The organism is uncultured Ruminococcus sp. (assembly GCF_937915125.1).
Lineage (GTDB): Bacteria > Bacillota > Clostridia > Oscillospirales > Ruminococcaceae > Ruminococcus_C.
On sequence record NZ_CALDMP010000066.1, the window covers coordinates 1 to 20,544 of the forward strand.

Sequence of the window (20,544 nt, forward strand, 5' to 3'; positions counted from 1 at the left end):
AAGTTTATGCTCGTAGAGTACATCTGACGCACAATCTTTGTGCGGTATTGCCTATAGTAATGGCAGTAAAAGTGTAAAAGATAAATTGTCTGAATTATATAGGAGGTATGGGCTATGAATGCACAAAAACTGACGCAAAAATCCCTGGAAGCCATCCAGGCAGCCAATGGGCTGGCAGTGGAAAACCAGAATCAGCAGATCGAACAAGTGCATCTGATGTGTGCGCTGCTGGAGCAGGACGGCGGTCTGATTCCGCAGCTGTTCGAGAAGATGGGCGTATCTGTGGACAATGTCCAGATACAGCTGAAAAACGCCATTGACGCCCTGCCGGCTGTGACAGGCAGCGGACGTAAAGCGGATGAGGTCTATGTTTCTCAGGATGTGGATCGTGCACTCCGGGAGGCAGAAAAAGAAGCCGGACGCATGAAAGACGACTATATTTCTGTAGAACATCTGATGCTGGGCTTGTTCGATGCCATGGGCAAGACGCTGAACAATGTGCTGAAACCTTTCTCTGTGACAAAGGATGCATTCCTTGCCGCATTGATAAAAGTGCGTGGCAACCAGCGTGTGACAGACCAGAACCCGGAGGAGACCTATGATGTGCTGACGAAGTACGGGCAGGATCTGGTAGAGCGTGCACGTGAGGGAAAGTTGGATCCCGTGATCGGACGGGACAGCGAGATTCGGAACGTCATCCGTATTCTTTCCCGAAAGACGAAAAATAATCCGGTGCTCATTGGTGAACCGGGTGTTGGTAAAACGGCAATTGCTGAGGGTCTGGCGCTGCGGATCGTCCGTGGTGATGTGCCTGACAATCTGAAAGACCGGAAAATCTTTTCCCTGGATCTGGGCGCACTCATTGCCGGGGCAAAATACCGGGGCGAATTTGAGGAACGTCTCAAGGCTGTCCTGAACGAAGTCAAGAAGAGCGAAGGCGGTATTATCCTGTTTATTGACGAGCTGCATACCATTGTTGGCGCTGGCAAATCGGACGGTGCTATGGATGCAGGCAACCTGCTGAAACCGATGCTGGCACGGGGGGAGCTGCACTGCATTGGTGCTACTACCCTGAACGAATACCGCCAGTATATCGAAAAGGATGCTGCACTGGAACGCCGGTTCCAGCCTGTACAGGTGGACGAACCGACTGTGGAGGATACGATTTCCATTCTGCGTGGTCTGAAAGAACGCTACGAAGTATTCCACGGCGTCAAGATTCAGGATCAGGCGCTGATCGCAGCGGCAACGCTCTCTGATCGGTATATCACAGACCGTTTCCTGCCGGATAAGGCAATTGACTTGGTGGACGAAGCGTGCGCTATGATCCGGACAGAGATGGACTCCATGCCCACAGAACTGGATGAGATTCGCCGGAAGATCATGCAGCATGAAATTGAAGAAGCTGCCTTAAAAAAAGAGGACGACAAGCTGTCCCAAGCTCATTTGCAGGAAGTTCAACAGGAACTGTCCGAAATGCGGGATCAGTTCCACGAAATGAAGGCAAAGTGGGAAAACGAAAAGGACGCTATTTCCAAAGTGCAGAAGCTGCGTGAGGAATTGGAACAGGTCAATGCTGAGATTGAACGTGCGGAGCGTGATTATGATCTGAACAAGGCGGCTGAGCTGAAATACGGCAGACTGCCGGTACTGCAAAAGCAGCTGGAAGAGGAAGAAGCTCTGGCAGAGCAGCAGAAAGAAAGCAAGAACTCCCTGCTGCGTGATAAGGTTACGGAAGAGGAAATTGCCCGGATCGTGGGTCGCTGGACAGGTATCCCAGTTTCCAAACTCATGGAGGGTGAACGGGAAAAGCTGTTGCACATGGAAGATGTACTCCACCGCCGTGTCATCGGACAGGATGAAGCTGTGGAAAAGGTCAGCGAAGCCATTCTGCGCTCCCGTGCCGGTATTCAGGATCCGAACCGTCCACTGGGTTCGTTCCTGTTCCTCGGTCCTACAGGTGTGGGCAAAACTGAACTGGCGAAAGCACTTGCCGAAGCTTTGTTCGACGATGAAAACAACATCGTCCGCATCGACATGAGCGAATATATGGAGAAGTTCAGCGTGAGCCGTCTCATTGGAGCGCCTCCAGGATATGTGGGCTATGAGGAAGGCGGTCAGCTGACTGAAGCCGTTCGCCGGAAGCCTTATTCCGTGGTACTGCTGGATGAGGTAGAAAAAGCGCATCCAGATGTCTTTAATATCCTGCTGCAAGTTCTGGACGATGGACGGATCACCGACTCTCAGGGCAGAACCGTGGACTTCAAGAATACCATTATTATTCTGACCTCTAACCTGGGTTCCCCCAACATTCTGGAGGGCATTGATGTAGACGGCAATATCTCCGAACAGGCAAGAGCGGAAGTGGATGTCCTGCTGAAGCAGCAGTTCCGTCCGGAATTCCTGAACCGCCTGGACGAGATCGTATTCTACAAGCCCCTGAACCGGACAGAGATCTTCCGCATTGTTGATCTGCTGCTGGACAAACTGCGCAAGCGTCTGGAGGACAAACAGCTAGAACTGTCTGTCTCCGATGAAGCAAAGGAGTTTATTGTGGCACAGGGCTATGATGTCAACTACGGTGCACGTCCCCTGAAGCGTCTGATCCAGTCCAAGCTGGAAACACTGGTTGCCAGAAAAATCATTGCAGATGATCCGGCACCGGGGACTGAAATCAAGATCGGCTATGACGGAGTAAAGCTGACCTGTCAATAAATAGAACGATAAATAGTAAGCGAATCGGCGGTGCTGCATGGAAAATGTGCGGCACTGCCGTTCTATTTCTGCCTGCGATATCGACTGTTTCCGATGACGGCAAAAGAGTTCAGAAATGGACTGTGAATACACGTATTGCAATTTTTGAAGGAACTTTTATGTGTTTTTCCATAAAAAATGCGCCCAAAACTGGCGAAAATCCGTGTAAATGTCATTTTTCTGAGAAGTTCTTGACAAATGAAAAAGAATAGTATATAATTCGTAGTAGATTAAACTTTGAAGGAGTATGAAATATGACAAAAACTGATCTGATCGAAAAACTGCACGAGGAGAATTACTGCACAAAGAAAGATGCAGAAGCACTTGTCAATGCTGTTTTTGACGCAATTCGTGAAGCACTGGTTTCTGGTGATAAGGTGACCATTTCCAAGTTCGGTACATTCGAAGTACGGGAACGCAGCGCAAAGGAATGCAAGAATCCTCGTACCGGTGAGACGGTTCAGGTTGCTGCCTCCAAGGCACCGGTATTTAAGGCAAGCAAGAACCTGAAAGAATCTGTCAACGCATAAGAATGCAGGAGGAATGAACCATGGCGAGAACAACGAAGAAAACAGAAGACGCCAAGACACCGGTTGTTGCAGAAAAGAAAACCGCTGCAAAAACGACAGCAGCAAAAGCAACATCTGCAAAAACGACAGCTGCAAAGGCTGAAACAGCTGCCGCATCCAAGACGACACGCACACGCAAAACTGTTAGCGTAAGCCTGCAGTACGGCGGTGCGGAGTGGAGCACTGATGTTTTGACGGAACGTGCCATTGTGGCATGGGCTGCGGAACACGGTCAGAAGAAAACCGCGGCAAAGGACATTAAGCTGTATGTGAAGCCGGAGGAAAGTACGGTGTACTATGTGATCAACGGTGATTCCGGTTCGTTCACACTCTAAAAGACATAGATAAGGCAATACTGCACAAAGATTGTGCGTCAGATGCGATCTTTGTGCGGTGTTGCCTTAAAAATATCCGCATGGTCAGGCTGGCTGTGCGGATTTTTTTCGTGATAAGATAAAAAAAGCACACGGAATTTCTTCCGCGTGCCCTGATCGTATGAAAAAAGTGATTAAGACATTGCCATTTCAATGGAATCACTGCAATCTTCGCCAACTACTGCATCCACTACTTCCAGTGCATTTGCATCATACTTGAAGCGGAAGATCAGTGCAACGATACCGGGGTTGTCTGACATGTCAAAGCGAACTGTGACCTCGTCACCCTGGTTGCCCTTTGCAGTTCCGGCAGTAATAGAAAATGTGCCGTTCTGCGGTGTGCCGGCTTCTTTCTGCGAAGCGCTGCCTACGGCGATATCACCTTCCACGAAAGCAACATTTACGCTTTCTGCATCCCAGTTTGCAAAGTCATTTGCACCGGCTGTGAGGGCATAGTTGCCGTCCGGAGCATCTTCCTTGATCTTAAAGGTAACATCCAGGAAGTCACCGTTGCAGACAACGTTTCCGCCGGAGGACATGTCCAGCCAGTATGCCTGGAAAGTCTTGTAATCGGCAGTGTATGTATCGCCGTTTTCGGAGGTGGTGTTGTTATTGCCGGCAGTGGAACTCTCGTTGGAATTTCCATTCGAGCTTCCGCTGTTTCCCCCGCTGACAACTTCGGTGACAGTATTGCCGTTTTCATCGACAACCGGCTGACCAGCATCGTCAGTGACAACAACATAAGTATCCCCACCGGAATTGTTTCCGCCCTGGCTATTGACACCCTGGTTTACAGGAACATCTGCATTTCCAGAAGTTTCGTCATCCTCTTCAATTGCATAGTTAAATGTCATTTCCTGCTTCTGCATCTTTTCCAGATCTTCTGAAGCCATTGTGCCGACACTGTTTTCTACAGCATCGGAACCTTCTTTTTCTTTTTTCTTTTCCTTGCCGCATGCACCGCACGTTACCCCAATCGCACAAACCAGCAGGCAGGCAATCCATCTTGCTCGAGTTGATTTCATAGAACAAGTTCCTTTCTGAATTTTGTTGATACGTCTTATTATACACGCTTCTGAAAGAAATGTCAAGTCCTTTTGTAAAAATGTCATAAACAGGCACAAATAGGGGTTGCAATTTTCGTAGAATCGGGGTATACTGTTATAGGAATTATGTTTTTTTCCTTTGTAGAAATACAGCTCAAAGAACAAAATTTACGGGAGCGATTCTGTATGGATAAGAAAAACACAAAACGAACAGTTTCCTGGCGGACGATCCTCATGCTGCTGGCGGCAGTGATTGTCTGCATTGGGGCTTGTGTTGCAATGCTGCCCCTGACACGGCTGCTTTCCAGCGAAGAAGGACAGGCTGTCATTATTGAAAAAATGCAGGCTTTCGGCATCTTTGCACCGCTGCTCTTTGTATTGCTCCAGGTGGTACAGGTGGTCATTGCTGTCATTCCCGGCGGTCCGGTGCCCATGATCGGCGGCGTGCTCTTCGGAGAATGGGGTGCACTTGCACTGTCTCTGGCAGGATTTTTTCTGGGAACGGTGCTGGTGTATTATCTGGTGCAGTGGATCGGCAAACCTCTGGTAGACCGCTTTGTATCAGAAAAGCACTTCCAGAAATTTGATTTCCTCCTGAAGGGAAAGCGCACGGAACTTCTGATCTTCCTAGTATTTCTGCTGCCGGGGCTGCCGAAGGACGTGCTCACTTACCTTGTTTCCTTCAATTCCAGAATCAAGCCCATGCACCTGTTTCTGCTGACCACCCTGGGCAGAACACCTGCCACTATCCTGACTGTTTTTCTGGGTGGCAGCCTCTGGGACGGTAATTATACCCTGACCATTGTTCTGACCGGTGTCATTCTGCTGCTGGCATTTGCCGGATGGATGATCAAGAAACATGTGGACAAGCGTGCAGAACGGAAGGCAAAAAAATCAGAAACACACACCCATTGAGAAAGGAGCCGCATTATGCAGCACAACAATTTACAGGCATCACTGGCGTATCTCGATACGCTGTATCATACATATGCATCCCAGGGAATTCAGGTGACCGGCAGCCAGATGTCTTTTTCCGAATATGCCGGCTTTGCCAGCCTGAAATATCTGCTGTTTCTGGCAAATCAGGATCGGGTGATCACTGATGCTGAGACGGATTACATCAACACCTGTCTGCACCAGTCCATGACAACCCCCATGTTGGAACGCTTTTTACAGCAGAATGCCATTTCCTTTTCCGGTACAGCGGATTCTCTTCTGGCGCTTTTGTCGGCACTGATCCGTGCAGATCTGAATGGAAACGGCACAGACGGCAGCGTATCTCTTCTCTGGCTGCAAACCCTGGAACAGCTGGGCAATCAGTTTTCCATCAAGACTGCCGGCAGCGTGGATCCCCAGCAGCAGATTGTCCAGCGCTCTATTATGCAGCAACTGACCAATTATCGTACAGCCGCAATGGCAAAGTGCAAGTGCGTTGACCGGGAACGTCCTGCCACTGTCCCGGAAGAATTCGGGCAGGATCTGCCGCCGGTGCCTCTTTCCAAAGAACCAGTAGTGACAGAGGCAGCAGTTACCGATTCGCCAACGGAAACACTGGAGGAACTAATGGAACAGCTCCACGCTCTGACTGGTCTGCAAAGCGTTAAGGAAGAACTGGACAGCCTGATCAATCTTTTGAAGATTCGCAGTCTCCGTCAGCAGAGAGGGCTTCCACTGCCCCAGACATCCCTGCATATGGTCTTTTCCGGCAATCCCGGTACGGGCAAAACAACTGTCGCACGGCTTCTTGCAAAAATTTATGCCCGGCTGGGTATTCTGAAAAAAGGACATCTGGTGGAAGCCGACCGTGCCACCCTTGTCAGCGGCTATGTGGGACAGACTGCCATCAAGACCAAAAAGGTCATAGATCAGGCTATGGGCGGTGTGCTCTTTATTGATGAAGCCTACACTCTCACCAGTTCCTCCGGCGGAAACGATTTCGGCACAGAGGCAGTGAACACGCTGCTCAAGGAAATGGAAGATCACCGGGATGACCTGATCGTCATTGTCGCCGGCTATCCCGATGAAATGGAACAGTTCCTGGATGTGAATCCAGGTCTTCGTTCCCGTTTCCGCCAGGTCATTGTCTTTGCGGACTACACGCCGGAGGAACTTATGGAGATCTTCTCGGATATCTGCGACAGCTACTGCCTGAAAATGACTCCGGAGGCCTATGCCTATGTGCAGGAATATTTCCGGAAACGCAGTGCAGATGCCGGAAAGAATTTCGCCAATGCCCGTGATGTTCGCAACTTTTTCGAATTTGCACTGACCAATCAGGCAGATCGTCTGGCGCAGATTCAGGGGACGATTTCAGACGAGATTCTGCTGACTCTTTTGCCGGAGGATGTGGAGAGTATCGCTTTGACCTAAGGCAATACCGCACAAAAAGCGCCTGTCGGCTTTGTACGGCGTTGTCTTAAAGGACAAAATCCGGGCATTTTCGTCTGATTTCTCTTATCTATATGCCCGGAAATGACAATTTTATCTTTGTTCACAGACAATATATTTATATTTCATAAGTTTCTTGTATACTAATCACATGAGGAAGAATCCGGCAGAGAAGGATTCATTTCGAATACGGACAATGGCGTCCTGTACAGCGCAGTCGCTGCACAAGGCGCTTTTTTGTGTCCTCCGGCGATTGTTTCGAATGGCGGAAACAATGGCGTTGCTGCTTGAACTTCTGCATTGCAGTGGTGATTCCTTGATGTGAAAACATTACGAGATATCATTCAGTTTGGAGGACAAAGAATTATGGATTCTGGAAATATTGCATTTGTGATGATATGTGCAGCGTTGGTATTCTTTATGACGCCGGGTCTGTCTTGTTTTTACGGTGGTCTGGTGCGCCGGAAAAACGCTGTGAACACCATGTTCGCTTCGGTGGTTACCATTGGTACAGGAATTGTCATGTGGGTACTGTTCGGCTATTCCCTTTCGTTCGGAACAGATCATTTTGGCATAATTGGTGATTTCAGCTGGTTTGGTCTGGAAGGTGTATCTCTGACGGAACCCTATGTGGAGGGACAGCAGATTCCCAATATGGTATTCTGCCTGTTCCAGATGATGTTTGCTGTTATTACGCCGGCGCTGATTACTGGATCTGTTGCCGGAAGAATGCGGTTTAAGTCCCTGTTTGTATTCCTGGTTTTGTGGAGTCTGGTGGTATATTATCCCATGGCGCACATGGTCTGGGCAGACGGCGGATTCCTGGCGGAGATCGGTTCGGTAGACTTTGCTGGCGGCAACGTAGTGCATATCAGCTCTGGTATTACGGCATTGGTGCTCTGTATTCTGCTTGGAAAGCGTTACGACTATACAAGAGCAAACTATAAAATTCACAGCATTCCCATGGTTGCACTTGGCGCATTTATCCTGCTGTTTGGCTGGTTCGGTTTCAATGCGGGTTCTGCGTTGGCAGCAGATGGTCTGGCAGCCCATGCCTTTGTCACAACGGCAGTTTCCTCGGCAGCAGCCATGCTCTCCTGGATGCTGTGCGATGTTCTGGTGAACAAGAAGGCAACTTTTGTGGGTGCATGCACAGGTATGGTTGCCGGGCTGGTAGGCATTACGCCGGGCGCAGGATTTGTGCCCATTTGGGCAGCAATTCTCATTGGTCTGACCACCTCGCCTATTTGCTTCTTCATGATCTCCTGGGCAAAGAAAAAGTTCGGTTATGATGATGCGCTGGATGCATTCGGCTGCCACGGTGTCGGCGGTATCTGGGGCGGTATCTGCACCGGATTGTTCACGAAGGCTTCGATAAACGATATCGGTCAGGGCAACGGCTTGTTCTTCGGCGATACAAAGCTGTTTCTCATGCAGTTGGCTAGTATCGGTATTACCATTGTCGTGGCAGTTGTGGGTACGCTGATCTGCTACGGTATTACCCGGCTGCTCACCGGTCAGATTCGTGTCAGCGAACGGGATGAGCGCATCGGTCTGGATCGCTCGCAGCACGGCGAATCGGCATATCCGTCGTTTAACGGCTTAGACTAATTACAGGAGGAGAGACAGAGATGATTATTAAAGTGGAAGCAATTATCCGGGAAGAAAAGCTGGAGGATGTGCTGGATGCACTGGCAGCACTGGATGTGCATGGTGTAACCTGCTATCAGGTCATGGGCTGCGGCACCCAGCGTGGTCTGAAAGAATATGCCTATGTGCGTGGTCACCAGCAGGTGGAAATTCAGATGCTCCCGAAGATCAAGCTGGAGGTGCTTGTTTCCTCAGAAGAATGGGAGCAAAAAACCATTGATACCATTCAGAAAGCGGCATATACCGGGAATATCGGCGACGGAAAGATCTTCAGTTACGATGTCCGGGAAGCCATGCGGATTCGTACCAAGGAAACTGGGTATGATGCCATTCAGCCGGAATAAGTTGATTCCAGCAGCTGCATTGTGAAACTGCACAAGAATGCGCCTTGTATCTATACAAAGTACACAAAAGTTGTAAAATGTCTTGTGGTTTGTCGAAAAATGTATTACAATAATAAGGAGACACTGTCTGAAACGGTGTCTCCTTTTCACTGTCAATATTCTGACAGACCAAATCCATCGAAAGAAGGGAATCTGTTGAACAATTCCAGAATTATGCTGGGGAACGCTGCCATTGCACAGGGTGCCTATGAAGCCGGTGTAAAGGTTTCTGCCGCCTACCCGGGCACGCCCAGCACAGAAATCAGCGAATGTATTGCAAAATATCCCGAGATCTATGCCGAATGGTCTCCCAATGAAAAAGTTGCCATGGAAGTCGCCATCGGCGCATCCATTGCCGGCGTCCGTGCCATGGCTTCTATGAAGCTTGTGGGTGTCAACGTGGCATCCGACCCCCTGTATTCTATTGCCTATGCCGGTGTGAACGGCGGTTTGGTGCTGGTTGCCGCAGACGACCCGGGCATTTACAGCTCCCAGAACGAACAGGACACCCGGATGGTGGCACGTGCCGCTATGGTTCCGGTGCTGGAGCCGTCGGACAGCGAAGAAGCCCGCATTTTCACAAAGCTTGCTTTTACATATAGTGAACAGTATGACACGCCTGTGATCGTCCGCACTACCACACGGCTCTCCCACTCTCAAGGCATCGTACACACGGAGGCACGGGAAGAAGTACCGGACAAGCCTTATGTCCGCAACATCGAAAAGAATGTCCTCATGCCGGCGAATGCCAGAAAGCGCCATGTGATCGTGGAACAGCGCATGAAGCAGATGGCAGAGGATGCCTGCACATTTGACATCAACCGCATAGAATACCGTGATAAGAAGATCGGTGTGATTACCAGCGGTATTCCCTATCAGTATGTCCGTGAGGCTTTGCCGGATGCTTCTGTCCTGAAACTGGGTCTGGTACATCCCCTGCCGAAAAAACTAATCGAGGAATTTGCCGCAAATGTGGAGACGCTCTATGTTGTGGAAGAACTGGAACCGGTGATGGAAGAACAGATCCGCTCCTGGGGTATTTCTGTTATCGGCAAGGAAATCTTCACAGTACAGGGCGAATACAGCGCAAACATGCTGCGCCGTGCTATTCTTCATGAGGATGTACAACTGACACATCCGGCAGAAGCACCTCAGCGGCCACCCATTCTCTGCCCGGGATGTCCTCACCGCAGCGTCTTTTCTGTGATGAAAAAACTGAAACTTCACGGCGCAGGCGATATCGGCTGTTACACCCTGGGGGCAGTTGCACCTCTGGGCGTACTGGATTTCAATGTCTGCATGGGTGCCAGCATTTCCACACTCCATGGCATGGAAAAGGCAAAGGGCAAGGAATATGTCCAGGACTGGGTGGCGCTCATTGGCGACTCCACATTCCTGCACACCGGCGTCAATTCCCTGATGAATATGGTGTACAATAAGGCAACAGGAACAGTGATTATCCTGGATAACTCCACCACCGGCATGACCGGACATCAGGATCATGCGGCAACGGGAAAGACACTCCAGGGTGAACCGACCTATGCCATCAATATCTATCACCTTTGTCAGGCAATGGGCATCGAACATGTCTATGAGATCGATGCTTTTGACATCGAAGGATTGGAGGCACTGCTGAAACGGGAGACAAAGCGTGATGCACTGTCTGTGATTATTACAAAGTCTCCTTGTGCACTTTTAAAGGAATTCGTCCCCAAGGGCAAGTGTATCGTCCACGATGATGTCTGCAAAAAATGTGGTCAGTGCCTTGCGCCAGGCTGTCCGGCAATGATCAAGCAGGAAAACGGCGTGCCGAAGATCGACCCGGCAATGTGCAACGGCTGCGAACTCTGCGCAAAACGGTGTAAATTCGGTGCCATTGAACTGATCCCAAGGGAAAAAGGAGGCAAAGCATAATGCAGTCCAAAAATATTATGATCGTAGGCGTAGGCGGACAGGGTACGCTCCTCACCAGCCGTGTGCTGGGCAAGATCGCTCTGACCGGCGGCTATGATGTAAAGCTGTCTGAGGTACACGGCATGGCACAGCGTGGCGGCAGTGTTGTTACCTTTGTACGCTATGGCGAAACTGTGGCTGAGCCAATTGTGGAAGAGGGACAGGCAGATATTCTCATTGCCTTCGAACGGCTGGAAGCCCTGCGCTATGCCCACTTCTTAAAACCGGATGGTGCAATTATCGTCAACGACACCCGCATTGACCCCATGCCCGTTGTCATTGGTGCAGCGGAATATCCGGAGGGTATTCTGGATACACTCCGGCAGTCCTACAAAGTGCTGGCAGTAGATGCCACTGCAGAAGCCCTAAAGCTGGGCAATTCTCGTGTGTTCAACACCATTATTCTCGGGGTTGCTGCACAGAAAATGGAATTTTCTAAGGAAGAATGGCTGGATGTCATTGCAGATACGGTACCGCCAAAAACCGTTTCTATCAATCAGACCGCATTCCTCACCGGCTATACCTACACCGGCACTGATACAACGGAAGAACAGGAGTAAATAGTATGCCAATTACGGAACTTTTAGAAGAAAATGCCCGGAAATACGGCGATGATGTCTGCCTGGTGGAGGTCAATCCCCAGGTTCAGGAAAAACGCCGTGTGCTCTGGAAAGATTATGATCTGATCCAGCCCACTTCATCATTCTGGTACCGCCGGGAGATCACCTGGCATGTCTTTGATGAAAAGGCAAACCGTTTCGCCCAGCTGCTCATTAGCCGTGGTGTCAAAAAGGGAGACAAAGTTGCTATTCTGCTCATGAACTGTCTGGAGTGGCTGCCCATTTATTTTGGTATTCTGAAAACCGGTGCTCTTGCTGTGCCTATGAATTTCCGCTACAGTGCAGAGGAAATTCAGTATTGCCTGGATCTGGCAGATGTGGACGTGTTGGTATTCGGTCCCGAATTTATCGGGCGCATTGAAACCATTGCTGAATCCATCAGCAAAAATCGGCTGCTCTTTTATGTAGGCGGCGACTGTCCATCCTTTGCCGAGGACTATGACAAGCTGACCTCAAACTGCGCCAGTATCTCCCCTGGCATTTCCATCCAGGACGAGGACGATGCTGCCATTTATTTCTCTTCGGGAACAACGGGATTCCCCAAAGCTATTCTGCATACCCACCGCAGTCTCATGCATTCGTGCAAAGTGGAACAGAATCACCACCACCAGACCAAAGACGACGTATTTCTCTGCATTCCGCCCCTGTATCACACGGGGGCAAAAATGCACTGGTTCGGTAGTCTGTTGACTGGCGGCCGTGCTGTGCTGCTGAAAGGCGTTAATCCGGAAACCATTTTGCAGACTGTTTCCCGGGAAAAGTGTACCATTGTCTGGCTGCTGGTGCCCTGGGCGTTGGACATTCTGGAAGCCCTGGACAACGGCTCTGTCCGTCTGGAGGATTATGAGCTGAGTCAATGGCGGCTGATGCACATCGGCGCACAGCCTGTCCCCCAGAGTCTTATTAAGCGTTGGAAGGAATATTTCCCCCACCACCAGTATGATACCAACTATGGGCTTAGCGAATCCATCGGTCCTGGCTGTGTGCATCTGGGGCTGGAAAATATCCACAAGGTCGGTGCCATCGGTGTACCGGGCTATGGCTGGGAGGTCAAGATCATTGACGAAAACGGACAGGATGTGCCACAGGGTGGTGTTGGTGAACTGGCAGTCAAAGGTCCCGGCGTCATGAAGTGCTACTACAATAATCCGGAGGCTTCTGCGGAGGTGCTTCACGATGGCTGGCTCTATACCGGTGATATGGCACGGCAGGATGGGGATGGCTTCTATTTCCTGGTAGACCGGAAAAAGGACGTGGTTATCAGCGGCGGCGAAAATATCTATCCCGTTGAAATCGAGAATTTCATGAGCAAATTCGAGAAGATCAAGGACGTTGCCGTGATCGGACTTCCGGACAAGCGTCTGGGCGAGATCGCCACAGCCATTGTGGAACTGAAACAGGGCGTGGAGTGCACCGAAGAAGAGATCAATGAATTCTGTCTGGGTATGCCCCGTTATAAGCGTCCCCGGAAGATTATTTTTGCTCCCGTTCCCCGGAACGCCACCGGAAAGATTGAAAAGCCGAAGCTGCGGAAAATGTACTGCGGCGATTGCCTGATTGAAAAGGAAAATCAGGGCTGAGTCTCTGTTCACGAAAGGCAACACCGCATAAAGAACGCATGACGGCTTTGCGTGGTATTGCTTTAGCCCTTGAAAACGTTCCGGTGGAACGTTTTCAACGTAATATGAATCATTAAAACCGGGCAGAGAAATTTGTCCGGTTTTTGATTGATATTCGGCAAAACCACCAAAGAACAATTGTAAAATTTGTATAAATCAACCCTCCTTAAGGAAAAATAATTGGTTGACATGCAAATAAAAAAATGTTATAATAAAAATAATACATGCCAATTTTATGGTTTTTTTCGAAACGTATGACAAACAGGAGGATTGGAAGATTATGAAAAAACATTTGCACAAACTTCTCTCCGCCGGCGTGGCAGCAGCCATGCTGTTTTCCACGCTGACTGTTTTTCCTGGCACAGTCTCAGCGGAAGGCACCATGAAGGCGGACGATATCACCGAAGGCATGACTATCGGGTGGAATATTGGCAACTCTCTGGATGCTAACGGCGGCGGACTTTCCCAGGAGACAAGCTGGGGCAACCCTGTTATTACCCAGGAACTCATCGATGCTGTCAAGGCAAAGGGCTTCAATACCATTCGTGTGCCCACAACCTGGTATAAGAATGTGACACAAAGCACTGATGCGAGCGGGAACCCGGTTTATACCATCAATCCAGACTGGCTGGCACGTGTCAAGGAAGTCGTGGACTATGCCTATAATCAGGGCATGTATGTGATTCTGAACCTGCACCACGAGGAGTGGATCAACCGCTCGGACTTCCCCACTGCTTACAATGAAATGTCCCCTCGTTTGATTCAGATGTGGGAACAGATCGCAGCATATTTCAAGGATTATGACCAGCATCTGATTTTCGAGGGCATGAATGAACCTCGTCAGATAGGTGTGCTCTATGAATGGCAGGGCAATGCAGATTGCTATGCAGTGGTAAACAAGCTCAATGCAGATTTTGTGAACACCGTGCGTTCCATTGATTCCCCTTACAAGGACACCCGTCTGCTGATGATCCCGTCCTATGCGGCTTCGGCATATGCAAGCAGCTACTCCTCTCTGGAGATTCCGGACGATGACTATGTGGCAGTTTCCCTGCACGCATACACCCCTTATAATTTTGCCATGGGTGACGGTGACCATACTGTTTTCTCTGACAATTATAAGAGCGATCTGGATTCTCTCTTCTCGGATATCCAGTATTATTTCACCGACAAGGACATTCCCGTTGTACTGGGCGAATTCAGTGCATCCAACTTCGACAATACCAACGCCCGCTGCGACTGGGCAACCTATTACCTGACCTGGACGAAGAAGCTGGGTATCCCTTGCGTACTCTGGGATAACAACGCCATCACCAACAGTGTCTCTGCTTCTGAGGCGCACGGCTATCTCAACCGCAGCAACAACACTTGGTATGAGGCATCTGAGCCGGTAGTTGACGCTATGATGGCAGTTATTGATGATAATGGCATAGCCTGGGGCAGTGAAAAGCATCTTCCTACCTATGAGCATGCAGATTTGAGCACAGGCGATGTGATCTGGGAAGGCGAAAATTCTATTACAGAGGCATCCAGCGCTGTGCCTATTACGAAAGATCAGCTGACAAAGGGTGAGATCGCCGTTGTATACACCAGCGGCAGCAAGCCTGTCATTGCCTTCATGGACAGCTCCTGGGGCAACTGGACCGAAGTTGGCGCATACAGCATAGACGAGGAAAAAGGCATTGCTTACTACAGTTCTGAGGATATTGCAAAGGCATGGGGCGGCGATATTTCCACCATCGGTTCCATTTGCGTCAAAACGACCGGCGGCGAATGCACTTATACCAAGATCGTTGCCCTGGGTGAGTCAACGCTCACGACAGGAACAACTCCTATGCAAACAACGGAAACGACTACTTCTGTTAGCATTGACTATTGGCTGCTGGGCGATGTTAATGACGATGATACCGTCAATGTTGCCGATATCGTGTACTTCTCAAAGTATCTGCTGGGCAATGCAGAATTGACCAAGCGTGGACATGACAACGCCGACCTGAATGGTGACAGCAAGGTCAACGGTATGGATCTGACAATCTTGCGTCAGTGGATGGTAGAAAGCAACGTGTAAACCCATCATCCTTTATAAAAGCAAAAGCGTCTGACTGGATTTTCCGGTGAGACGCTTTTTCATTTGACAGAAATGACATCCTATGCTATACTGAAAATGAATGGAAGTGATACTTATGAGACAAGTGATGCCGCCGACATATCGAACATTCCGCTGCATTGCCGGAGCCTGTCCGGACAGCTGCTGCAAAGACTGGGAGATCGTGCTGGATGAGGAAACCGAAACATTTTATCGTACCATTCCCGGTGCACTGGGCGAACGTCTCCGTAAAGCTATGGTTCTTGACGAGGATGGCGATACCATATTTCAAGAAAAAGACAGCCGCTGCCCTTTCTGGAATGCACAGCATCTCTGCGATATTCAGACACAGCTTGGCGAAGCTGCATTGTGCGAGACATGCCGCCAGTTCCCACGACTGGTTCAGGATTACGGGGATTTTGCGGAATATGACCTTTCCATTGCCTGTCCGGAAGCGGCACGGATGCTGTTGACTATGCCTCTGGATGCATGGACGCTGACAGAGGAACCGCATCCGGAACTGCCTGGAGATGAGCCGGAATATGACCCGGTACGGATGGCACAATTGCAGCGCCAACGCTGGCAGCTGTTCAAAAAGCTCAGGGATACATCTCGTCCGGCACTGGTTCAGATGGCAGAATGCCTTTCCATGCAGCTGGAGTGGGAACAGATCGCCCATCCACAAATGCAGGAGGATGTCATTTGTTCGGAAAGTGTTTGTCTGGAATTCCTGCGTTCCTGTGAGATTCTGACCCAGGACTGGCAGCATATGCTGGAACAAGCTGCGCTTACACCGAAATACACTTTGGAAACGGACGAAGCATTTGACAGGGAAATACGTCTCTTTGCCATGGATGTACTGTATCGGCACTATCTGCGCACGGTATTTGCGGAAAATTCTCTGTTTTCGGTACAGCTTGCAGCGTTTTTCGTCTGCGCTGTCTGCACTATGATCCATCGGATGAATATCCGCACACAGCCGGAACGCTTGCGTATCTGGCAGCTGTTTGTCAAAGAGGTGGAATATGACGGAGACAATATGAAACGGCTGGAACAATTGCTGGAAACAGACCAGATTTTTTCACCAGCTGCCCTTTGCGCCCGGTTGCATACAGATAATATGGTTTTTTCTAAAAAAATTGAAAAAAGGTATTGACAAGCCCCGAAGAGTGTGATATAATTAAAAACTGTAGCGGCTCTGTCGCAAAATAATTGGAATTCTCAGGACTACTGTCGGCGCAATGGCCGATGGGCTGCTGTAGATAAAATACAACAGATGCAGGAGGTGAAACCCCATGAGAGAAGGCATTCATCCGACATTTGAAAAGACTACCATCACATGCCACTGCGGCAATGTTATGGAGACAATGTCCACAAAGAAGGATATCAAGGTTGAAATCTGCGCAAAGTGCCACCCGTTCTTCACTGGTAAGCAGAAGCTGGTAGATACTGGCGGACGTGTAGATCGTTTCAAGAAGCGTTTCAATCTGGACTAATTTCCGGAACAATTACAATGGAAAGGGACGGTATATTCTTTACCGTCCTTTTTTGTCTACCTGGAGGTTGATGAAATGACAGATTACCGCACTGTTGCCGCACCCGTGACGGCATCCTTTGTGGAGAAAAAGTCGGAATTTATGGCATATCTGGCACCGGTACATACCCAGGAAGAGGCTGCCCAGGTCATTGAAAACGTGCGGCGAGAGCATCGGAGAGCCAGGCACAATGTCTATGCCTATTTGCTCCGTGAGGGCAATGCCTCCCGCTATTCAGACGACGGCGAACCTCAGGGTACAGCAGGAATGCCCATTCTGGATGTGCTGCAAAAGAACGGGCTGACAGACATCTGCTGCGTGGTGACACGATATTTCGGCGGTGTGCTGCTGGGTGCCAACGGACTTGTCCGTGCTTATTCCCACAGCGCAGCCCTTGCAGTGGAACAGGCGCAGATACAAATCATGCTCCCCTGCTATCCGGTCACTATCCAGTCGGACTATTCCCTTTACGGCAAAATTGTCTACAACCTGCCCCAGACTGACTTGGTACAGCTGGACACGGTGTTCGAGGATCAGGTGCAGCTGAAACTACTGGTGCGGGATACTCTCTGGGAATCTTTGCAAAAGGAACTCATCGACTTGACCGGAAATCAGATCACCATGGATGTGGGCAAATTGCAGTATGCAGATTTTTCCAAAAGCAACAAAAAAATAAGTACAAAAAATGCTGTAAAAAAAGAGGACTTTTTGACATTCAAGGCGTATTTATAGGCAGTGAAATGTAAAGGAGGGATTCTCATGACCATTCGAGAACAGCTGGAACAGCAGGAATTACAGTTTCTGTCGCCGGATGCCTGCCCGAACCTGGGACATGCCCGGAGAATGCGGCCGGAAGAGCCATGTTCCTACCGAACGGAATTCCAACGGGATCGAGACCGGATTCTGCATTGTAATTCCTTCCGGCGGCTGAAACGAAAGACACAGGTATTTCTCTCCCCTGCTGGTGATCACTACCGTACCCGGCTGACCCATACGCTGGAGGTATCCCAGATTGCACGGACCATATCCCGTGCTATGGGACTGAATGAGGATCTGACGGAGGCCATTGCCCTGGGACATGATCTGGGACATTCTCCTTTTGGACACAGCGGCGAGTCCATCCTCAACAGTATTTGCCCCCACGGCTACCGTCACTATGAGCAGAGCCTGCGTGTGGTGGATATTATCGAAAAAAATGGTGCAGGGCTGAATCTGACTGATGAGGTACGCAACGGCATTCTCTGCCACACAAACCGCATCGCCGATACAAAAGAAGGGAATGTGGTGCGCGTTGCCGACCGGATCGCCTATATGAACCATGACATTGAGGATGCCATCCGCGCCGGGATTCTGCGGAAAGAGGACTTGCCCTTGGATGTGGTAGAAGCGTTGGGAGATACCAAGACAAAGCGGATCACCAAGCTGGTGGGGGCTGTTGTGGAACACGGCACGGAACAGATCGGCATGGCACCGGAGATCCAAGCCGTGCACGACAAGCTTCACGCATTTCTCTTTGAAAAAGTATACTACAATCCCATTGCCAAGCAGGAGGAAAACAAGGCGAAACTGCTCATTGAGACATTGTATACCTATTTTATTTCCCATGCATCGTTATTGCCGGCGGAGTATCTCGCCATTGCGGAAAAAGAGGATATTCACCGTGCAGTCTGTGATTATATCTCCGGCATGAGCGACGGCTATGCTGTGGATCTGTACAAGGATCTGTTTATTCCGAAGAGCTGGGAGTAAACGCACAATTTGCGAAAGGGCGGTGATTCCATGACTTATAGTGACGACTTTTTAGAACAGATCCGGGCTGCCTGTCCCATGGAGACCATTGCCGGAAATTATGTGAATCTCATCCGCCGGGGCAGACATTATGTTTGCAACTGCCCCTTTCACTCGGAAAAATCTCCGTCCTGCACGATCTTTCCAGACACCCAGAGCTTTTACTGCTTCGGCTGTGGTGCAGGCGGCGATGTTATCACCTGGGTGCGGCGCATGGAAAATCTGGAGTTCACAGATGCTGTAAAGCAGCTGGCGGAAAAAAGCGGACTCCAGGTTCCAAACGACCGGGAAGCCGACCGTCGTGTCCAGCTGCGCACCAGAATCTTTGCCATCAACCGGGAAACCGCCAATTTTTATTTCCGAAATCTCACTGCCGGAAATGACAAACGGGGGCTGCAATATCTGGTCTCCCGTCAGCTGAAGCCGGAAACCATCCGGAAATACGGTCTGGGCTATGCGCCGGATGCGTGGAATGTGCTGACAGACCACCTGCTGCGAAAAGGCTTCACAGAGGAAGAACTCCTGGCGGCAAATGTGGCGCATCGTTCCAGCAAGGGCAATTTGTACGATGCGTTCCGCTGTCGTGTTATGTTCCCTATCGTGGACACGAGAGGTGCTGTTATCGGCTTCGGCGGCAGAGTCATGGATGACAGCCAGCCCAAGTATCTGAACACCGCCAAGACCCCTGTCTTTGACAAGGGACGCAATCTGTTCTCCCTGAATTTTGCCAAGGACAGCAACTCCACCCATATGATCCTTGCCGAGGGATATATGGATGTCATTGCCATTAACCAGGCTGGATTCTCCAATGTGGTGGCGACTCTGGGTACTGCTATTACGCCGGAACAGGCACGAAAGCTCACCCAGTATGCCAAGGAAATGATCATTGCCTATGACAGTGACGGTGCTGGACAGCAGGCAACGCAAAAGGCGATCAACCGATTCAGCGAAGTGGGAATGCCCACACGGATCCTGCACATGACCGGTGCAAAAGACCCGGACGAGTTTATCAAAAAATTTGGTTCGGAGCGATTCCGGTTACTGCTGGAACAGGCTGGCGATGCCATCAATTTCCGGCTGGATCGCTGCGAAGAGGGATTGGACCCCAATACAGAAGCCGGAAAGGTACAGCTGCTGAAACGTGTGGTATCTGTACTGACGGAGATCCAGAATCCTCTGGAACGGGAGGTCTATCTCTCCCGAACGGCAAACAAATGGGAGATTTCCAAAGATGTGCTGGAGCAACAGGTGGAACGCCAGCTGCGCAGCAAAAAACGCCTTGAAAAGACAAAGGAATGGAAAGGCATTATGGAACACACGGTGCGTCCGGAACCGCAGCAGCCGCAGTCTGGTACCCATCTCCGGGAAAGCCGTGCGGAAGAACGGATCCTCTGTTATCTTCTGGTGAATCCGACAGATGCGGTGTGGATCGCAGACACACTGACGGCGGAACAATTTGTCACCCCTTTATACCGCCAGGTCTTTGCGGCTTTTCAGGAATGCTGCAAAAGTGGAACTGCATTCTCACTTTCTTACCTGGGAAACGTATTATCTGACGATGAAATGGGTAAAATAAGCGGGATTCCTGCACGGCATCGCGAAATTCCTGTCACGCGGGAGGAAGTAAAGGACTGTATTCGTATTTTACAGGAAGGGCAGCATACAGATGTGGAAACAGACGACGATCTACTTTCTCTGATTCAGAAAAAGCAGCATCCGAATGTCTGATTACTTATATAAAAAACGGTTCTCCGCTGAGAATTCGGATAGAAAGGAAAA

General features: G+C 49.9%; 17 protein-coding genes. 16 read left to right on the forward strand and 1 reads right to left on the reverse strand.

The annotated features are described in order from the left end of the window. Positions 1–114 precede the first annotated feature (114 nt). The 3 genes from clpB to Q0418_RS06710 all read left to right on the forward strand — a co-directional run bounded on the left by clpB (position 115) and on the right by Q0418_RS06710 (position 3,658). Entirely contained in the window at positions 115–2,715 is a 2,601-nt protein-coding gene (clpB, locus tag Q0418_RS06700) for an ATP-dependent chaperone ClpB (protein ID WP_298483376.1), read from the forward strand. 293 nt (positions 2,716–3,008) lie between these two features. After that, the gene (locus Q0418_RS06705) at positions 3,009–3,284 is read left to right on the forward strand and encodes an HU family DNA-binding protein (protein WP_295215224.1); all 276 of its coding nucleotides are present in this window, start codon (positions 3,009–3,011) and stop codon (positions 3,282–3,284) included. Between the two features lie 20 nt (positions 3,285–3,304). Then, positions 3,305–3,658 (forward strand): DUF6465 family protein, encoded by a 354-nt coding sequence (locus tag Q0418_RS06710; protein ID WP_298483377.1) that lies wholly within the window; start codon positions 3,305–3,307, stop codon positions 3,656–3,658. A gap of 173 nt (positions 3,659–3,831) precedes the next feature. On the opposite strand, the gene Q0418_RS06715 is transcribed toward Q0418_RS06710, so the two are convergent. Then, complete coding sequence (locus tag Q0418_RS06715) at positions 3,832–4,722, reverse strand: cohesin domain-containing protein (protein WP_298483378.1); 891 nt, start codon at positions 4,720–4,722, stop codon at positions 3,832–3,834. A gap of 207 nt (positions 4,723–4,929) precedes the next feature. Here Q0418_RS06715 and Q0418_RS06720 point away from each other — a divergent pair, with 207 nt between their 5' ends. The 13 genes from Q0418_RS06720 to dnaG all read left to right on the forward strand — a co-directional run bounded on the left by Q0418_RS06720 (position 4,930) and on the right by dnaG (position 20,493). Further along, positions 4,930–5,658 (forward strand): TVP38/TMEM64 family protein, encoded by a 729-nt coding sequence (locus Q0418_RS06720; protein WP_298483379.1) that lies wholly within the window; start codon positions 4,930–4,932, stop codon positions 5,656–5,658. 15 nt (positions 5,659–5,673) lie between these two features. Next, entirely contained in the window at positions 5,674–7,113 is a 1,440-nt protein-coding gene (locus Q0418_RS06725; protein WP_298483380.1) for an AAA family ATPase, read from the forward strand. Positions 7,114–7,497: 384 nt separating this feature from the next. Next, a complete protein-coding gene (locus tag Q0418_RS06730) occupies positions 7,498–8,742 on the forward strand; it encodes an ammonium transporter (RefSeq protein ID WP_298483381.1) in 1,245 nt (414 codons plus the stop codon). A 20-nt stretch (positions 8,743–8,762) separates the two neighbouring features. Then, positions 8,763–9,125: a P-II family nitrogen regulator gene (locus Q0418_RS06735; RefSeq protein WP_295215242.1), complete on the forward strand. Its 363-nt coding sequence runs from the start codon at positions 8,763–8,765 to the stop codon at positions 9,123–9,125. A 213-nt stretch (positions 9,126–9,338) separates the two neighbouring features. Further along, a complete protein-coding gene (gene iorA, locus Q0418_RS06740; RefSeq protein WP_367276241.1) occupies positions 9,339–11,078 on the forward strand; it encodes an indolepyruvate ferredoxin oxidoreductase subunit alpha in 1,740 nt (579 codons plus the stop codon). Then, the gene (locus Q0418_RS06745; RefSeq protein ID WP_298483383.1) at positions 11,078–11,677 is read left to right on the forward strand and encodes an indolepyruvate oxidoreductase subunit beta; all 600 of its coding nucleotides are present in this window, start codon (positions 11,078–11,080) and stop codon (positions 11,675–11,677) included. Before iorA ends, Q0418_RS06745 begins: the two co-directional genes overlap by 1 nt. 5 nt (positions 11,678–11,682) lie before the next feature. Beyond that, positions 11,683–13,317: a class I adenylate-forming enzyme family protein gene (locus Q0418_RS06750; RefSeq protein WP_298483384.1), complete on the forward strand. Its 1,635-nt coding sequence runs from the start codon at positions 11,683–11,685 to the stop codon at positions 13,315–13,317. Between the two features lie 319 nt (positions 13,318–13,636). Next, positions 13,637–15,424 carry a cellulase family glycosylhydrolase gene (locus Q0418_RS06755; RefSeq protein ID WP_298483385.1) on the forward strand — a complete coding sequence of 596 codons (1,788 nt, stop codon included), beginning with the start codon at positions 13,637–13,639 and terminating at the stop codon, positions 15,422–15,424. A 115-nt stretch (positions 15,425–15,539) separates the two neighbouring features. Further along, on the forward strand, positions 15,540–16,598 hold the full coding sequence (fliB, locus tag Q0418_RS06760; RefSeq protein ID WP_298483386.1) for a flagellin lysine-N-methylase: 1,059 nt from the start codon (positions 15,540–15,542) through the stop codon (positions 16,596–16,598). Between the two features lie 139 nt (positions 16,599–16,737). Then, on the forward strand, positions 16,738–16,938 hold the full coding sequence (rpmE, locus tag Q0418_RS06765; protein WP_295215180.1) for a 50S ribosomal protein L31: 201 nt from the start codon (positions 16,738–16,740) through the stop codon (positions 16,936–16,938). 75 nt (positions 16,939–17,013) lie between these two features. After that, positions 17,014–17,709 (forward strand): YigZ family protein, encoded by a 696-nt coding sequence (locus Q0418_RS06770; protein WP_298483387.1) that lies wholly within the window; start codon positions 17,014–17,016, stop codon positions 17,707–17,709. 27 nt (positions 17,710–17,736) lie between these two features. Further along, positions 17,737–18,726, forward strand: a complete 990-nt coding sequence (locus Q0418_RS06775) for a deoxyguanosinetriphosphate triphosphohydrolase (RefSeq protein ID WP_298483388.1) — start codon at positions 17,737–17,739, stop codon at positions 18,724–18,726. 30 nt (positions 18,727–18,756) lie between these two features. After that, positions 18,757–20,493, forward strand: coding sequence for a DNA primase (gene dnaG, locus Q0418_RS06780; protein WP_298483389.1), 1,737 nt, complete (start codon positions 18,757–18,759; stop codon positions 20,491–20,493). The last annotated feature ends 51 nt before the right edge of the window (positions 20,494–20,544 follow it).

Excerpts from the sequence above, each read along its gene's own strand:
- clpB (WP_298483376.1), top strand. The coding sequence starts at position 115 with ATGAATGCACAAAAACTGACGCAAAAATCCCTGGAAGCCATCCAGGCA.
- Q0418_RS06705 (WP_295215224.1), top strand. The coding sequence starts at position 3,009 with ATGACAAAAACTGATCTGATCGAAAAACTGCACGAGGAGAATTACTGC.
- Q0418_RS06710 (WP_298483377.1), top strand. The coding sequence starts at position 3,305 with ATGGCGAGAACAACGAAGAAAACAGAAGACGCCAAGACACCGGTTGTT.
- Q0418_RS06715 (WP_298483378.1), bottom strand. The coding sequence starts at position 4,722 with ATGAAATCAACTCGAGCAAGATGGATTGCCTGCCTGCTGGTTTGTGCG.
- Q0418_RS06720 (WP_298483379.1), top strand. The coding sequence starts at position 4,930 with ATGGATAAGAAAAACACAAAACGAACAGTTTCCTGGCGGACGATCCTC.
- Q0418_RS06725 (WP_298483380.1), top strand. The coding sequence starts at position 5,674 with ATGCAGCACAACAATTTACAGGCATCACTGGCGTATCTCGATACGCTG.
- Q0418_RS06730 (WP_298483381.1), top strand. The coding sequence starts at position 7,498 with ATGGATTCTGGAAATATTGCATTTGTGATGATATGTGCAGCGTTGGTA.
- Q0418_RS06735 (WP_295215242.1), top strand. The coding sequence starts at position 8,763 with ATGATTATTAAAGTGGAAGCAATTATCCGGGAAGAAAAGCTGGAGGAT.
- iorA (WP_367276241.1), top strand. The coding sequence starts at position 9,339 with ATGCTGGGGAACGCTGCCATTGCACAGGGTGCCTATGAAGCCGGTGTA.
- Q0418_RS06745 (WP_298483383.1), top strand. The coding sequence starts at position 11,078 with ATGCAGTCCAAAAATATTATGATCGTAGGCGTAGGCGGACAGGGTACG.
- Q0418_RS06750 (WP_298483384.1), top strand. The coding sequence starts at position 11,683 with ATGCCAATTACGGAACTTTTAGAAGAAAATGCCCGGAAATACGGCGAT.
- Q0418_RS06755 (WP_298483385.1), top strand. The coding sequence starts at position 13,637 with ATGAAAAAACATTTGCACAAACTTCTCTCCGCCGGCGTGGCAGCAGCC.
- fliB (WP_298483386.1), top strand. The coding sequence starts at position 15,540 with ATGAGACAAGTGATGCCGCCGACATATCGAACATTCCGCTGCATTGCC.
- rpmE (WP_295215180.1), top strand. The coding sequence starts at position 16,738 with ATGAGAGAAGGCATTCATCCGACATTTGAAAAGACTACCATCACATGC.
- Q0418_RS06770 (WP_298483387.1), top strand. The coding sequence starts at position 17,014 with ATGACAGATTACCGCACTGTTGCCGCACCCGTGACGGCATCCTTTGTG.
- Q0418_RS06775 (WP_298483388.1), top strand. The coding sequence starts at position 17,737 with ATGACCATTCGAGAACAGCTGGAACAGCAGGAATTACAGTTTCTGTCG.
- dnaG (WP_298483389.1), top strand. The coding sequence starts at position 18,757 with ATGACTTATAGTGACGACTTTTTAGAACAGATCCGGGCTGCCTGTCCC.